General features: G+C 26.3%; 13 protein-coding genes and 1 pseudogene. 1 reads left to right on the forward strand and 13 read right to left on the reverse strand.

Going from position 1 to position 15,540, the window contains the following annotated elements; translation table 11 throughout:
• Window positions 1-2 precede the first annotated feature (2 nt).
• The 6 genes from JFY71_RS10205 to lepB (JFY71_RS10230) all read right to left on the reverse strand — a co-directional run bounded on the left by JFY71_RS10205 (window position 3) and on the right by lepB (JFY71_RS10230) (window position 5,771).
• Entirely contained in the window at window positions 3-539 is a 537-nt protein-coding gene (locus tag JFY71_RS10205; RefSeq protein WP_243660683.1) for a nucleotide exchange factor GrpE, read from the reverse strand.
• A 12-nt stretch (window positions 540-551) separates the two neighbouring features.
• Complete coding sequence (gene hrcA, locus JFY71_RS10210) at window positions 552-1,586, reverse strand: heat-inducible transcriptional repressor HrcA (RefSeq protein ID WP_243660684.1); 1,035 nt, start codon at window positions 1,584-1,586, stop codon at window positions 552-554.
• An 83-nt stretch (window positions 1,587-1,669) separates the two neighbouring features.
• Window positions 1,670-2,815 (reverse strand): radical SAM family heme chaperone HemW, encoded by a 1,146-nt coding sequence (gene hemW / locus JFY71_RS10215; RefSeq protein ID WP_243660685.1) that lies wholly within the window; start codon window positions 2,813-2,815, stop codon window positions 1,670-1,672.
• A gap of 37 nt (window positions 2,816-2,852) precedes the next feature.
• The gene (gene lepA / locus JFY71_RS10220) at window positions 2,853-4,661 is read right to left on the reverse strand and encodes a translation elongation factor 4 (protein ID WP_243660686.1); all 1,809 of its coding nucleotides are present in this window, start codon (window positions 4,659-4,661) and stop codon (window positions 2,853-2,855) included.
• A gap of 15 nt (window positions 4,662-4,676) precedes the next feature.
• Complete coding sequence (gene lepB / locus JFY71_RS10225; RefSeq protein ID WP_243660687.1) at window positions 4,677-5,219, reverse strand: signal peptidase I; 543 nt, start codon at window positions 5,217-5,219, stop codon at window positions 4,677-4,679.
• A gap of 15 nt (window positions 5,220-5,234) precedes the next feature.
• The gene (lepB, locus tag JFY71_RS10230; RefSeq protein ID WP_243660688.1) at window positions 5,235-5,771 is read right to left on the reverse strand and encodes a signal peptidase I; all 537 of its coding nucleotides are present in this window, start codon (window positions 5,769-5,771) and stop codon (window positions 5,235-5,237) included.
• Window positions 5,772-5,893: 122 nt separating this feature from the next.
• Here lepB (JFY71_RS10230) and rpsT point away from each other — a divergent pair, with 122 nt between their 5' ends.
• Window positions 5,894-6,157 carry a 30S ribosomal protein S20 gene (gene rpsT / locus JFY71_RS10235; RefSeq protein WP_243660689.1) on the forward strand — a complete coding sequence of 88 codons (264 nt, stop codon included), beginning with the start codon at window positions 5,894-5,896 and terminating at the stop codon, window positions 6,155-6,157.
• A 52-nt stretch (window positions 6,158-6,209) separates the two neighbouring features.
• On the opposite strand, the gene holA is transcribed toward rpsT, so the two are convergent.
• The 7 genes and pseudogenes from holA to gap all read right to left on the reverse strand — a co-directional run bounded on the left by holA (window position 6,210) and on the right by gap (window position 15,530).
• Entirely contained in the window at window positions 6,210-7,193 is a 984-nt protein-coding gene (holA, locus tag JFY71_RS10240) for a DNA polymerase III subunit delta (RefSeq protein WP_243660690.1), read from the reverse strand.
• Window positions 7,162-9,552, reverse strand: coding sequence for a DNA internalization-related competence protein ComEC/Rec2 (locus JFY71_RS10245; protein ID WP_243660691.1), 2,391 nt, complete (start codon window positions 9,550-9,552; stop codon window positions 7,162-7,164). The genes holA and JFY71_RS10245 overlap by 32 nt, the downstream gene beginning before the upstream one ends.
• Window positions 9,553-9,678: 126 nt before the next feature.
• On the reverse strand, window positions 9,679-10,965 hold the full coding sequence (gene eno / locus JFY71_RS10250; protein ID WP_243662166.1) for a phosphopyruvate hydratase: 1,287 nt from the start codon (window positions 10,963-10,965) through the stop codon (window positions 9,679-9,681).
• Between the two features lie 9 nt (window positions 10,966-10,974).
• Window positions 10,975-12,502 (reverse strand): annotated as a pseudogene (gpmI, locus tag JFY71_RS10255) (2,3-bisphosphoglycerate-independent phosphoglycerate mutase).
• 2 nt (window positions 12,503-12,504) lie between these two features.
• Window positions 12,505-13,257 carry a triose-phosphate isomerase gene (gene tpiA / locus JFY71_RS10260; protein ID WP_243660692.1) on the reverse strand — a complete coding sequence of 251 codons (753 nt, stop codon included), beginning with the start codon at window positions 13,255-13,257 and terminating at the stop codon, window positions 12,505-12,507.
• Window positions 13,258-13,265: 8 nt separating this feature from the next.
• Window positions 13,266-14,465 carry a phosphoglycerate kinase gene (locus JFY71_RS10265; protein WP_243660693.1) on the reverse strand — a complete coding sequence of 400 codons (1,200 nt, stop codon included), beginning with the start codon at window positions 14,463-14,465 and terminating at the stop codon, window positions 13,266-13,268.
• 66 nt (window positions 14,466-14,531) lie between these two features.
• On the reverse strand, window positions 14,532-15,530 hold the full coding sequence (gap, locus tag JFY71_RS10270) for a type I glyceraldehyde-3-phosphate dehydrogenase (RefSeq protein WP_243660694.1): 999 nt from the start codon (window positions 15,528-15,530) through the stop codon (window positions 14,532-14,534).
• Window positions 15,531-15,540: the final 10 nt, after the last annotated feature.

A 15,540-nucleotide genomic window follows, 5' to 3' on the forward strand; every position in this document is an offset into this window, starting at 1 on the left:
AATTATTCACTAACTTTGACCATACTAGGTCTTATAATTTTTCCATTTAACTTGTAACCTTTTTGTAGAGTATCTATAATATAACCCGACTCTACCTCATCATTTTTTTCAACTAATATAGCTTGATGAACATTGTGATCAAATAATGTATCTTTTGATTCTATTTCCTCAAGTCCTTCTCTTTTTAGTATTTCTTTAAAATTATCTAAGATAATTTTAATACCTTCAGAAAATTCATCTTCTTGTATTTTATTTTCATAAGCTCTTTCCAAATCATCAACAATAGGAAGTAATTTCATAATTAACCCTTCATTTGCTAAAGAAATAGATTGAGATTTTTCTTTTTCTATTCTTTTTTTAAAGTTTATAAAATCTGCCTGTAATATTGTCAATGAATTTTTAAGACTTTCATTTTCTTCAAGTAATTCATTTTCATTAGATTCAATTTCATCTGAATTTTCCTCATTGTTAGGTAAATTTTCTTTATTTTCATCAGATTCAAAAGTTTCATTAGTTTTTTTATCTTTATTTTTAGCCACTTTATCACCTCTTTAATCTATCATATTAACTATTTTCCAAGATATATTATAAAGAGTCACTATTGTGTTTTTATAATCCATCCTTAATGGTCCAATAACCCCTATTTTCCCTATATAGTAATTATTTAAAAATAGATTGGTTAATATTAGACTATTTTCATTTAAAATAGGTATTCCTATTTCCGATCCTATATACACTTCAACGTGTTCTTCTATAGTCTTATCTAGAAGTGTAATGATGTTTTCTTTTTTATCCATAAACTGAAAAAAGTTTTTAACTTTTTCTAAATCATTATATTCTGGTAAATTAAAAATATTTGTTAAACCATATATTTTTGTTTTAATATTACCAAAATTAGTAAATTCAATTTTTAAAATTCTAAAAATATTTTGCAATAAATCAAAATAATTATTTAATTTTTGAATTATTTCTGTAAATTCTTCTTCAAAATCTTCTACAGTTAAACTGTTTTTTATTAAATGGTTTAATAAAAAATTGATTTTTTTAAGATCTTCATTTGAAATATTATTTCTAAGATTAAAAATTGAACTATTAACTTCTCCATTTTTTAAAACCATTAACAAGACATAATCGTATTTACTGATTTTTAGTATTTCTACATGATATATTCCAATACTATATGGTCTTTCTAAAGAAGTTATTACAACATTATTAGTCATAGAGGATAATATTTCTGCAGCTGAATTAACAAGTTGTTCAACATCTATATTCAAATCGCTTCGTTTTACTTTTAGTGCAGTATTGGAAGAATTGGTAAATTGTTCTCTAAAACTCGTTAACGCTTCTTCAACGTATAGCTTATATCCCATTTCAGAAGGTATTCTTCCGGAAGAAGCATGAGATTTTTTTAGTAATTCTAAATCTTCTAAATCACTCATTTCATTTCTAATAGTAGCTGCACTTACACCTAGATTAGAATTTTTAGATATTGTTCTTGAACCTACAGGTTCAGGATGTAATAAATATTCCTCTATAATATAATATAAAATATTTTTTTTCCTAATATCCAAGTCTTTATAGTTCATTTAACTCAGCCCTATTCTTTATTAGCACTACTTGATGTCGAGTGCTAATATTATAATAGTATTAATATTTAAATTTGTCAATACTAAATACTAATATCAGTAAAAAATTTATTAGAAATATTAAAACCCTCCTCTGTAAATGATAAATTATCATTTTTTAAATTCAATAAATTTAAACTAATATATTCTTCTATTATATTTTTATTTTTTTCCATAAAATTATAATTAAATTCAGTATTTAATTCCTTTAACGACACTCCATCAACAAGACGCATATTCATAATAATTTTTTCAAAGATTTTATTTTCTCTAGTTAGATTTTCTTTTTCGAGAATGGGAATAATATTTTTATCAATTTTATTCTTATAATCTTTATATCTATATTCATTTGTATATCTATAATTATTAATATAGCCAGAGGCTCCAATACCAAATCCCAAATATTCATTTACATTCCAATATTTTAAATTATGTTTTGATTCAAACCCTTCTATTGCAAAATTTGAAATTTCATATTGTTTTAAATTCATTTTATCTAATGAAGAAATAATTTCTTTGTAAAAATTTCTATTTTCATCTTCAGTTGGTAATATTAATTTATTTTCTTTATATAATTTATTAAACCTGGTATTTTTTTCTATTATTAAATCGTAATAGGAAATATGATTAGGAGAAACTTCCTTTATAATTTTCAAATCATTTTTTATGTCACGTAGCTTTTGTTTTGGAAGTCCCATTATTAAATCAAGACTTAAATTTTCAAATCCTGATTCTCTTATTATTTTTATATCATTTAATATTGTTTTAGAGTTGTGATTTCTTCCTAAAGTTTTTAAAATGCTATCGTTAAAAGTTTGAACTCCTAAAGAAATTCTATTTATTCCAGAATTAAGGTAATCTTCTAATTTTAATTTATCTAAAGTATCTGGATTTGTTTCAATAGTAAATTCAATATTATCTTTAATAAAAAAAGTTTTTTTCAACAGTGATATTAAATTTATAATATATTTAGAGTTTACAAAGGAAGGAGTACCTCCACCAAAATAAATACTATCTATTTCATAATCCTTTAAGTTTTTAAATTTTTCTTTATACATATCTATTTCTTTTCCTAATAAGGAAAAATATTCATCAATTCTTTTTTCTTGGTAAGGCATCGTAATAAAATCACAATAATAACATTTTTCTTTGCAAAAAGGAATATGGATATAAATACCTAATTTTTTCATTTTTCCTCCAAAAAAATCTCATAGCAATGCTATGAGATTAATCTTCATCATATTTCAATACAGACAAGAAGGCTTGTTGTGGAACTTCAACTGAACCGATCTGTCTCATTCTTTTCTTTCCTTCTTTTTGTTTTTCTAATAATTTTCTTTTACGAGAAATATCTCCACCATAACATTTTGCTAGAACATCTTTTCTTAATGCTCTTACTGTTTCCCTAGCTATTATTTTAGAACCTATTGAAGCTTGAATAGGAATTGCAAATTGATGACGAGGTATTTCTTCTTTAAGTCTCTCAACAATAATCCTAGCCCTTTCATAGGCTTTTTCACTATGAACAATCAATGAAAAGGCATCTACAAGTTCTCCGTTAATTAATATATCTAATTTTACTAATTCAGAAACTTCATAACCCTTTAATTCATAGTCCAATGATGCGTATCCTTTTGTTTTTGATTTTAAGGCATCAAAAAAGTCATAAATAACCTCATTTAAAGGTAAAGTGTAGTTTATATTTACTCTTTTTTCATCTAAATACTCCATATTTATAAAAGTACCACGTTTATTTTGGCATAATTCCATTATTACACCAACATAATCTTTTGGAGCCATAATATTTGCATCTACTATTGGTTCTTCCATATACTCTATTTCAGTAGGTTCTGGAAGATTACTTGGATTTTGTATATTTAACATTTCTCCAGTTTTTGTAGTAACTTTATAAATAACAGATGGTGCAGTAGTTATAATATTAAGATCAAATTCTCTTTCTAATCGTTCTTGAATTATTTCCATATGTAATAATCCTAAGAAACCACATCTAAAACCAAACCCAAGGGCTACAGATGATTCTGGTTCAAAAGTTAATGATGCATCGTTAACCTGTAATTTTTCCAATGCTTCTCGAATAGCTGTAAATTCCTCACCCTCAGCAGGATATATACCACAATATACCATAGGAGTTACTTTTTTATAGCCAGGCAAAGCTTCATCAGTTGGATTGTCAGCATCGGTAATAGTATCACCAACTCTTGAGTCTTCTACATTTTTAATACTAGCTACAACGTATCCTACATCTCCTGCTATAATCTTATCGGTTACTACACTAGAATGAGCAGTATAACCAACTTCCGTTACTTCAAATTCTTTTCCCGTAGACATCATTTTAATATTCATACCTGGTTTTATTACACCTTCAAAAACTCTAACATATGAGATTACGCCCTTATATGAATCATAATATGAATCAAAAATTAAAGCTTTTAGTGGATTAGAATCATTTCCTTCTGGTGCTGGTATATTATTTACTATATCCTCTAAAACATCTACTATATTAATTCCTTCCTTAGCTGAAATTTCAGGGATATTAGAAGCATCTAATCCTATAATTTCCTCTATTTCATTTTTAGCATATTCAATATCGGCAGAAGGTAAATCAATTTTATTAATTACAGGAAGAATTTCTAAATCTTGGTCAATGGCTAAATATACATTTGCCAATGTTTGAGCTTCCACTCCTTGTGTTGCATCTACAATTAAGACAGCTCCTTCACAAGCAGCTAAACTTCTAGATACCTCATAGTTAAAATCAACATGACCAGGAGTATCAATTAAATTTAATATATATTCTTCACCATCTAAAGACTTATAAAATAGTTTTACAGCCTTTAATTTTATTGTAATACCTCTTTCTCTTTCTAAGTCCATGCTATCTAATACTTGACTTTCCATTTCTCGTTTAGTTAACATTCCTGTTTCTTCAATTAACCTATCAGCCAAAGTGGACTTACCGTGATCAATATGTGCAATTATTGAAAAATTTCTTATATTTGATTTTTTTATATTCATTAAATCTCCTACTAACTAATTAATATTTAAACTTCCAAATTTATTGAAAGGATAAAATCTAAAAAAAGCAATACCTACTATTGAATTTTTTTTAATTGGTCCAAAAGCCCTACTATCTTCACTTTTTGGTCTATTGTCGCCTAATACAAAAACTTCATCTTCCTGTATTTCCCAATAATATTCAGATTTTATTTTTGTTTCTCCTTTGGTACTTGTATAATTTTCATCAAGTAAATTTTGATTTACATATACCCTGTTTTCTATAATCTCTACAATATCACCTTCTAAAGCAATAACTCTTTTTATATAATTTTCATCATTTTTATTATAGGGATTATGGAATTCTACAATATCGCCATATTCTATATTATCTACTAAAAAACTTATTTTATTAATTAATAATCTATCATTTGTTTTTAGAGTAGGTTCCATACTTGAACCCTTTACTATAGTTAAACTTAGAACAAAAGTGTTTATTAGTATAGCTAGGGCCAATGTAAAGACAATAAGGAAAATCCATTCTAAAAATTCGGATTTTTCTTTGTTATTTTTATTCATAAAATTCACCGTAAATTATTTTAATAATCCTATTTTTGAAAAAGGATAGAATCTAAAAAAAGCTATTCCAACTATAGAATCTTTTTTTATTGGTCCAAAGGCACGACTGTCATTGCTGTTTGGCCTATTATCTCCTAATACAAAAACCTCATCTTTTTCTATTTCCCAATAAGATTCTGCTCCAAATGTTGTAAAACCATTTTCAGTACTGGTATAATTTTCATTTAAAGGTTGGTTATTAACATAGACAATATTATTTTTTATTTCTACCGTATCACCTTCTGTGGCGATTACTCTTTTTATAAAGTCTTCTTTTTCATTATTCGGATTATGAAACTCAACTATGTCTCCGTATTCTAAATCATCAATCATAAAACTTATTCTATTTACAAGTAGCCTATCATTTGTTTTTAAAGTAGGTTCCATACTTGAACCATTTACTAAAGTAGAACTTAAAATGAAATATCTAATAATTAAAGCTAGAACTATTGCTACAATAATCATAATAATCCATTCAAAAAACTCAGATTTAACTTTTTTTGTATTATTCATTCTTACACTCCTACATTAAGTACATATTTAAAATAAATCCATTAATAATTATAACATAAATTCTCTTGATTTTTGTTTTTTGCTATTATATAATAACAATGTTATGTTTAGGAGGTGAAATTATGGCAAATATTAAATCAGCAATTAAAAGAATTGATGTTACTAAAAGACAGACCTTAGAAAATAAAGCAAGAAAATCTGAAATTAAAACTTATGTTAAAAAATTTGAAGATGCTATTTCTTCTGATGATTTTGATGAAGCAAAAAGCTTATTAAAAGTTATAGATAAAAAATTAAAGAAGGCTACTTCAAAAAATGTTCTTCATAAAAATACAGCTTCTAGACAATTAAGTAAACTTTCAAAAAAATTGAATTCATCTAAATAGGTTTTGTTGAGATAATGTAAAAGGATCCATTACATTATCTCTTTTTTTGTAATTATCTTAATAAATTTATCATATAATTTTCTACTATATAGTTAGGGTTAACAGATGTAGATTTTAATAGTACTTCGGTTTTGTAAGAATTATGGATTCCTAATTTTAAAGTGTCATATTTCCATCGATTTATAATAGCTTTAAGCTTTTTAATTTCAAAATTTGAAATAGAAAAATTTTTACTAATATTTTGTTCAGTTAAATTTAGCCTTGTACTTTCCTTTATAATTAGAATATTTCTAATTAGTCTAACTATCATATAGAAAATCCTAAAAGGATCATTTGAATTAATAAGTAATTCATTATAAATTCTTATTGAATCAGATATGTTTTTTGTAGAAATAGCATCTGTTAATTTAAAAATATTATTTTCAAAGGAATTTGTAAAAACATCATCTATTATCTCCTTATTAATTTTTACTTTAATATTTTTTAATTTCTCTAATTCATTATTAACATTATATAAATTTTTATTAAAATCTTTATTTAAATATGCAGTTTTATCAATTATATAGTCAATGGTATTCAAATTATAATCTAGGGAATTTTGTGTAAAAAATTCTTTTATATAATTTTTTAGCTCCGAATAATTTAGTTTTTTAAACTGTTTTAAGCTTCCTACCTTTTTTATTTTTTTAAAGAATTTTCCTTTAAATGGTTTATCTAAATAAGAATTTATAATTATATTGTTATAGTTTGAAATAGTATCAATATAGTCATGTAACTTATTTATAAATTCAGAATTCGTTGAAATACCTTTTTTACTTGTGTCTAAATCATCAATAATAATTATTTTATTTTCATCAAAAAGTGGCAAAGTTTCTAATGTATTTAAAATAGAATCAAATTTCAATTTTTTAGATTCAAATTTAATTAAATTAAAATCTAAAAAATCCTTAATTAGAGTTTTATTAATTATTTCTTCATTATATTTATCGATTAAAAACTTTTCTTCACCATAAATTAAGTATATATTTTTTTTCATATGTCATCCTACTATAATAATTTTTTAAAATTAAAACTAAGGCTAGTCCATATATAGTGTATATTAAAATAACAGAATTTGAAATATTGTATTTTAAAATCTCACTATATTTGTAAATTTTATAACCATCCTTATAAAAATCTGTTATTATAATTCCATCATTATCGGTTCTTTTTATATTTACATTGTTTTCTTTGTATTTTTTTATGACCTCATCATTTGGTAAATTGTATATGTTGTTTTTCCCAACAGACAATAGTGCTATTCTTGGGTTTACAGTATTTATAAACTCTGTACTAGAGCTTGTTTTTGAACCATGATGTGGAATTTTTAATATATCACTTTTTAAATTGTTATCAAGTATATTTTTCTCCACTTCCTCTATTGTATCACCAGTGAGGAGAATTGTATTATTATTAATTTTCATTTTAAATATTAAGGATTTACTATTTTCATCTCCTACTTGATTATTAGGGCTAATTACTTGTATTTCAATATCTTCAAATTTAATGATTTCATTATTATTTAATTCAAAGTATAAAACATTATCAATTTCATATTTGTTTTTTAAAATATCTAAACCATTATTTCTTCCATAGACAGGTATTTCACCAAAATTATCTAATAAAAGTTTAATATTTCCTGCATGATCTTCATCAAAATGGGATATGAAAATAGCATCAATATTTTTGATTTTTTTATATTTTAAAAAATTTATTAATCTATTACCTGATTTGTCATATTCTTTAAAAACAGAGCCGCCAGTATCAAATAATATATTATAATTTTTTGTTTCAAGTAAAAAACAATCACCTTGCCCTATATTGATCATATTAAATCTTAAGGGAGTTAGAAAATTTGTACAATAAAATAATAAAATTATATGAATGGGAATAAGTTTTATTAAAATATTTAGGATTATTTTACTATTTCTTTTCAAATAATAATAATTTTTATACATAATTAATATTAAAACAATAATCATATATATTGAAATAATATTGTACAGATTTAAATATATACCATTATTAAATTTTTCGAAAAGATTATTTATTCCTAGTAAACAATAGGTTGAAATATTATATAAAAAATCTATTATTAATTTTAAAATTGTACTTATCAAGGGTAAAAAGTTAACAAGCATATATATAACAGATATATTAATTATGATTGTTAAAATCGGTATAGCTATAATATTTCCAAGGAAAAAAGCTATAGAAAAGTTTTTAAAGTAATATAATTGTAATGGTATTATTAATATATTAATAGCTAAGGTTATATAAAAAAGATTTAGAATACTTCCATTAGCATAATTTTTATTTTTTAACAAAGGATATATTATTGCAATTCCTAAAACTGATAAAAATGAAAACTGAAATCCTAAATCAAATATACTCCAAGGATTAATAAGTAATATTAATATTGCCGATATAGAAATTGTTTTAATTTGAACTTTAGGCCTCATAGATACACTAGATATAAAGTCAATAAATAGGAATATGAAGGCTCTTATAGCTGAAATAGGAAATCCTATTAATAAACAATATAAAAATATTAAAAATAATGATAAAATTCTTTTAGTATTTTTATTAATAATAATAAAATTCAAACAAAACATTAAAAGTGACTGAAGTATGACTATATGTAGGCCACTAACAGACAAAATATGCATTATTCCTAAATTTTTGTACATATTAGTATATTCTTCTGACAGAAAATTATTTCCCGTAAAAACTGAATATAGGAAGTCTTTACTATTGGAATCTAATTTAGATAAAATTTTGTTAACTTTTGTAAAAAAACAATCTCTAGCTGTAAGTAATATATTGCTACTTCGACCAATTACTTGTAAGTCCTTTGTATATGAGTAATAAAAAATATTATTAGATATTAAGTAATTATAATAATTAAATTCACCAGGGTTAAAATTTTCAATTGGAACATATATTTGATCTATAAATTTAATTTTATCTCCTACGGATAGCTTGTTGTTTTCTCCATTATAATATACAATTATATCTTCAATTTTTATATTGGAATCCAAGGCAACATTTGTAATAATAAGAGTTGTTTTATTATCATCTTTTTTCAAGTTTTTTATATCACCGGAGACTGTATAATAATTACCATCTAAAGTAGGATTTATTTTGTTTAATGTATTATTAAAGTTAAATATTGTAACTGTTGTTAATATTAAGGCTAATCCTAAATAATTTATATTTTTATTTTTTATTAGAAATAAAAAAGTCCCTAAAAATAAAAATATAATTAAATGATTTTTGGGGAAGTTAAAAATTTTATTTAAAATTATTCCAATAAATAATATTATAGCTATAATAACAGATGGATATTTTCTCATAATGCACCTTTATAATAAATATTACTATTATTATATCAGATTAAAATTTAAAATTACGATATGTAAAAAAACACTTAAAAGAGAAATAAAATTTTTCTCTTTTAAGTGTTAATATTATTAACCATATTATTTTTTTAAGTTATAGAAAGTTTTTAATCCATCATATTTTGAATTATCATCTAAATAATCTTCTATTCTTAATAGTTGGTTATATTTAGCAATTCTATCAGTTCTAGATGCGGAACCTGTTTTGATTTGGCCGGCATTTGTAGCAACTGCTAAGTCTGCAATAGTTGTATCTTCTGTTTCACCGGATCTATGAGAAATTACTGCAGTATATCCATTTCTTTTAGCTAATTCAATAGCATCTAAGGTTTCAGTAATTGTACCGATTTGATTAAGTTTAATTAGTATAGAGTTAGCAATTCCTAAATTAATACCCTTTTCTAATCTTTCAACATTAGTTACAAAAAGGTCATCTCCAACTAATTGAACTTTTTCACCTAAAACTTCTGTAAGTTTTTTCCATCCATCCCAATCATCTTCTGCTAAACCATCTTCAATGGATATAATAGGGAATTTTTCAACTAATCCTTTATAATAGTCAATTAATTCATCAGTAGTTCTTACTATTCCTTCTCCTTTAAAGTTGTATTTTCCATCTACAAACATTTCAGATGAAGCAACATCCAAAGCTAAAAAGATATCTTTACCAGGTTCATATCCTGCATTTTTTATTGCTGTTACTATAGTTTCTAAGGCTTCTTCGTTAGAACTTAAATTAGGTGCAAAACCACCTTCGTCACCTACTGCAGTATTTAATCCTTTTTCCTTTAGCACTGATTTTAGACTATGGAAGATTTCTGCTCCCATTCTTAAACCTTCTTTAAAGTTAGGTGCACCTACAGGCATAACCATAAATTCTTGAATATCTACATTATTATCTGCATGTTCTCCACCATTTAAAATGTTCATCATAGGTACAGGTAGTGTTTTAGAGTTAACCCCACCTATGTACTCATATAATTGCATTCCTAAATCGTCAGCAGCAGCTTTAGCAACAGCCATAGATACTCCAAGTATAGCATTAGCTCCTAATTTTCCTTTATTGCTTGTTCCGTCTAAAGCTATCATTGCTTTATCAATACCAATTTGATCAAATACAGACCAGCCAACTATTTCATCAGCGATAATGTCATTTACATTATCAACAGCTTTTGTAACACCTTTTCCTAAATATCTACTCTTATCTCCATCTCTTAATTCAACTGCTTCATGTGCTCCTGTAGATGCTCCTGAAGGAACCAAAGCAAGTCCTACAGCACCTGAGTCTGTAGTAACCTCAACTTCAACAGTTGGATTACCTCTTGAATCTAATACTTCTCTTGCATACACGTCTATAATTGTACTCATCATAACCTCCTATAAATTTTTAATAAGTGATTTGCCTGTCATTTCATTTGGTTGTTTAATATTCATAACATCTAATATAGTAGGTGCTATATCAGATAATTTACCATCTTTTAATTGTAAGTCCTTTCTTGGAAATTCAATGAAAGGTACTTTATTTGTTGTATGTGCTGTAAATGATTCACCTGTATCTTTATCAATTAAATATTCACTATTACCATGATCAGCAGTTATAAAAAGAATAGTATCATTTTTTTCTATTGCATCTAATACTTTTCCTATACAAGCATCTACAGTTTCCACAGCTTTAATTGCTGCTTCTAAAACACCTGTATGTCCTACCATGTCAGTATTAGCATAATTTAGAATAATTAAATTGTACTTATCATCATTTATAGCTTTAATTACATTGTCCGTAACTTCAATCGCACTCATTTCTGGTTGTAAATCATAAGTTGCCACTTTAGGAGAAGGAATTAATTTTCTGTCTTCTCCAGCGTTTGGCTCTTCATTACCACCATTAAAGAAAAATGTTACATGAGCATATTTTTTCCGTTTCAGCAATTCTTAGTTGTGTTAAATTATTTTTTGCAATAATTTCTCCTAAGGTATTTTTATGAACATCCGGAGGAAATGCAATTCTTACATTTTCTATTGTAGCATCATATTGAGTCATACAGATATAAGTTATATTCTTTAATACTTTTTTTCTTTCAAATCCATTAAAATCCTTATCGATAATAGCTCTTGTTAATTCTCGAGCCCTATCCGGTCTAAAATTAAAGAAGATAATAGAGTCATTATCATCAATTAGCCCTTGTTTGTTATTGGAAATTAGAGTTGGAACTAAAAATTCGTCAGTAATTTTATTCTCATAGGATTCAGTAATAGTTTTAATAATATCATCTGATTTATTACCTTCCCCCATTACCATGGAATTATATGCTTTTTCAACTCTATCCCATCGTTTATCCCTATCCATTGCATAATATCTTCCAGATATTGTTGCTAACTTTCCAACACCAATTTCTTTCATTTTATTTTCCAATTCAGCTATATCATTCTTAGCAGCAGTTGGAGAAACATCTCTACCGTCTAAAAAAGCATGAACAAATACATTTTCAAAATTATTTAATTTACATAGCTCTAAGAGAGCAAATAGATGATCCATATGACTATGAACACCGCCATGTGAAACTAATCCTAGTAAATGTAAATTACTGTTATTTTTTTTAGCATTATTTATTGCATATAGTAAGTGTTCATTTTTAAAAAAACTTTTATCTTCTATAGCTTTTGTGATTTTAGTTAAATCTTGATAAACTATTTTACCAGCACCTATATTTAAGTGTCCAACTTCAGAATTACCCATTTGACCTTCTGGTAATCCAACTGCTAGACCGCTTGCTTCTAAAGTTGAATGAGGGTATTCTTTAATTAATTTATCAAAATTAGGAGTATTTGCAAGTTCAATTGCATTACCTGGATATTTTTCTCCTAATCCCCATCCATCTAGTATCATTAACATTGTTTTTTTCATAATTACCTTCTAAAGTTTACTAACGCTGCATAATTGTCAGCTTTTAAACTGGCACCACCCACTAATGCACCATCAATATTTTCTTTTTCCATTATTTCAGAAACATTATTAGGCTTAACAGATCCGCCATATTGAATTCTAACTTTTTCTGCTAACTCTTCGTTATATAATTCTTTTAATAAATTTCTAATAAATTTGCACATTTCTTCAGCATCATTACTAGAAGCGGTTTTTCCTGTACCTATTGCCCAAATAGGTTCGTATGCTATTACTACTTTTGTAATATCCTCAGCTGAAACATCCTTTAAATCATTGATTAATTGATTTCTTACTTTTTCTTCTTGCTTGTTATTTTCTCTTTCTTCTAAAGTTTCTCCACAACATAAAATTGGGTTAATATTATGTTTTAAAGCGGAAATAACTTTATTGTTAATTAAATTATCATCTTCACCGAAAATTTCTCTTCTTTCAGAATGACCTATTATTACATATTCAATTCCTAAATCGTTAAGCATTAAAGGTGATATTTCACCGGTATATGCACCAGATTCTTCATAGTACATATTTTGACATCCAACTTTTATATCAGAATCCTTTAAAAGATCAACAGCAGAATATGCACTTGTAAATGGAACTACTACTACTTTTTCAACTTCTTTGTCTAAATCCAATGAAGTAATTTCTTTTAATAAGGTTAAAGTTTCGGTAACTGTATTATTCATTTTCCAATTACCTGCAATTATTGGTTTACGCATAATTCCTCCTATTTATCATTTATAGCTGCAACACCTGGAAGTTCTTTTCCTTCTAAAAATTCTAAAGAAGCTCCTCCTCCAGTTGAAACATGAGTAACTTTTTCTTTATAGCCTGCTTTTTCAATTGCAGAAGCGGAATCTCCTCCACCAATAATAGTTATAGCATTTGAATCTGCTAATGATTTAGCAATTGCAAAAGTACCTTTGCTAAATTGTTCAACTTCAAAAACTCCCATTGGTCCATTCCAAACAACTGTTTTTGCTTTTCCTATTTCTTCAGAAAATTCTTCAATAGTCTTAGGACCAATATCAAATCCTGCTACATCATCTGAAAAATTGTCAACTGAAATAATTTCAGACTTTGCACTATCTGTCATTTCTTTTGCAGCAACAACATCAGTTGGTAAAAATAACTTAACTCCTTTTTCAGTAGCCTTATCCATTAATTCTTTTGCTAAGTCTATTTTATCTTCTTCCAGTAGAGATTTACCTACATTTTTACCTTCCGCTTTTAAGAAAGTAAAGGCCATACCTCCACCAATAATAATAGAATCTACTTTATTTAAAAGATTTTCAATAACACCGATTTTATCGCTTACTTTAGCACCACCAAGTATAGCTATAAAAGGTCTTTCCGGATTATCTAAAGCTTTTCCCATTATATCTAATTCTTTTTCAACTAAAAATCCTACAGCAGAAGGTAGTAAAGAAGAAACACCAACATTAGAAGCATGGGCTCTATGAGAAGTTCCAAAGGCATCATTTACATATAAATCGCCTAGGCTTGCTAATTCTTTTGCAAATTTCTCACCATTTTTTGTTTCTTCATTACGATATCTGGTATTTTGTAGTAAGGCTACTTCCCCATCTTTTAAATTATTAACTTCTTCTATTACATTATCATCAACTACTGTATCAGAATCTAAAAACTTTACTTCTGTATTGATTAATTCAGATAATCTTTTTGCTACAGGAGCTAAAGAAAATTCTTTTTTAGGCTCTCCTTTAGGTCTACCTAAATGAGACATAAGAATTACTTTTGCTTGATTATCTATTAAATATTGTATTGTAGGTATTGCTGCAACAATTCTTGCATCATCAGTAATAACACCTTCTTCAGTTTTAGACATAGGCACATTAAAATCTACTCTTACTAAAACTTTTTTTCCCTTTACATTTAAATCTTTAACTGATTTTTTATTTAACATAGAATTCACCTCGTTATTCTTTAAATAAGCCCAGTCAAAGACTGGGCTTATTTATTTATTATATAACTATTTTGTAGCAACTAATTTAGCTAAATCTACAACTCTTTGAGAATATCCCCACTCATTATCATACCAAGATACAACTTTTACAAAGTTACCATCAATAACTGTTGTTAAATCAGCATCAAAAATTGAAGATCTTGGATCACCTTGGAAATCTATAGAAACTAATTTTTCGTCAGAATATCCTAAAATGCCTTTTAATTCATTGTCAGCAGCTTTTTTAATAGCTCCATTAATTTCTTCTTTTGTAGCTTCTTTGTCTAACTCAACTGTTAAATCAGTTAAAGAAACTGTTGGGGTTGGAACTCTTACTGCAAAACCATTTAATTTTCCTTCTAATTGAGGTAATACTAATGCAACTGCTTTAGCAGCACCAGTAGTTGTAGGAACCATACTTAAAGCTGCAGCTCTAGCTCTTCTAATATCTTTATGCTTATTATCATGTAAATTTTGATCTCCTGTATAAGCATGTATTGTAGTCATTAAACCTCTTTTAATACCAAAGTTTTCATCTAAAACTTTAGCCATAGGTGCTAAACAGTTTGTTGTACAAGAAGCATTTGAAATAATATTATCTTTTTCAGGATCATAAGTATCTTCGTTAACTCCCATAACGATTGTTTTAATTCCTTTACCTGGAGCTGTTAATATAACTTTTTTAGCACCAGCTTGAATATGTTTACCTAAGCCAGCTTCATCTTTAAAAGCACCTGTTGAGTCTATAACTAATTCAACACCTAATTCTTTCCAAGGTAAATTAGCAGGATCTCTGTCATTTACAATTTTTACTGTTTTACCATTAATAATAAATGAATCTTCAGTTGCTTCAACAGTACCATTAAATTTTCCATATAATGAGTCATATTTAAACAAATGAGCCATTGTATCAATATCTGTACTAAAGTTTATAGCTACTAATTCTAAATCTTTTTCTTCTCTTTCAAAAATTTGTCTTACAACATCTCTACCAATTCTACCAAAACCATTTACTGCTACTTTCATAAAAAAATCC

The organism is Miniphocaeibacter halophilus, from assembly GCF_016458825.1.
GTDB lineage: Bacteria > Bacillota > Clostridia > Tissierellales > Peptoniphilaceae > Miniphocaeibacter > Miniphocaeibacter halophilus.

Coding starts and splice junctions, on each gene's coding strand:
- JFY71_RS10265 (WP_243660693.1), bottom strand. CDS start 14,465: ATGTTAAATAAAAAATCAGTTAAAGATTTAAATGTAAAGGGAAAAAAA.
- JFY71_RS10245 (WP_243660691.1), bottom strand. CDS start 9,552: ATGAGAAAATATCCATCTGTTATTATAGCTATAATATTATTTATTGGA.
- eno (WP_243662166.1), bottom strand. CDS start 10,965: ATGAGTACAATTATAGACGTGTATGCAAGAGAAGTATTAGATTCAAGA.
- rpsT (WP_243660689.1), top strand. CDS start 5,894: ATGGCAAATATTAAATCAGCAATTAAAAGAATTGATGTTACTAAAAGA.
- hrcA (WP_243660684.1), bottom strand. CDS start 1,586: ATGAACTATAAAGACTTGGATATTAGGAAAAAAAATATTTTATATTAT.
- lepB (WP_243660687.1), bottom strand. CDS start 5,219: ATGAATAAAAATAACAAAGAAAAATCCGAATTTTTAGAATGGATTTTC.
- hemW (WP_243660685.1), bottom strand. CDS start 2,815: ATGAAAAAATTAGGTATTTATATCCATATTCCTTTTTGCAAAGAAAAA.
- lepA (WP_243660686.1), bottom strand. CDS start 4,661: ATGAATATAAAAAAATCAAATATAAGAAATTTTTCAATAATTGCACAT.
- holA (WP_243660690.1), bottom strand. CDS start 7,193: ATGAAAAAAAATATATACTTAATTTATGGTGAAGAAAAGTTTTTAATC.
- gap (WP_243660694.1), bottom strand. CDS start 15,530: ATGAAAGTAGCAGTAAATGGTTTTGGTAGAATTGGTAGAGATGTTGTA.
- tpiA (WP_243660692.1), bottom strand. CDS start 13,257: ATGCGTAAACCAATAATTGCAGGTAATTGGAAAATGAATAATACAGTT.
- lepB (WP_243660688.1), bottom strand. CDS start 5,771: ATGAATAATACAAAAAAAGTTAAATCTGAGTTTTTTGAATGGATTATT.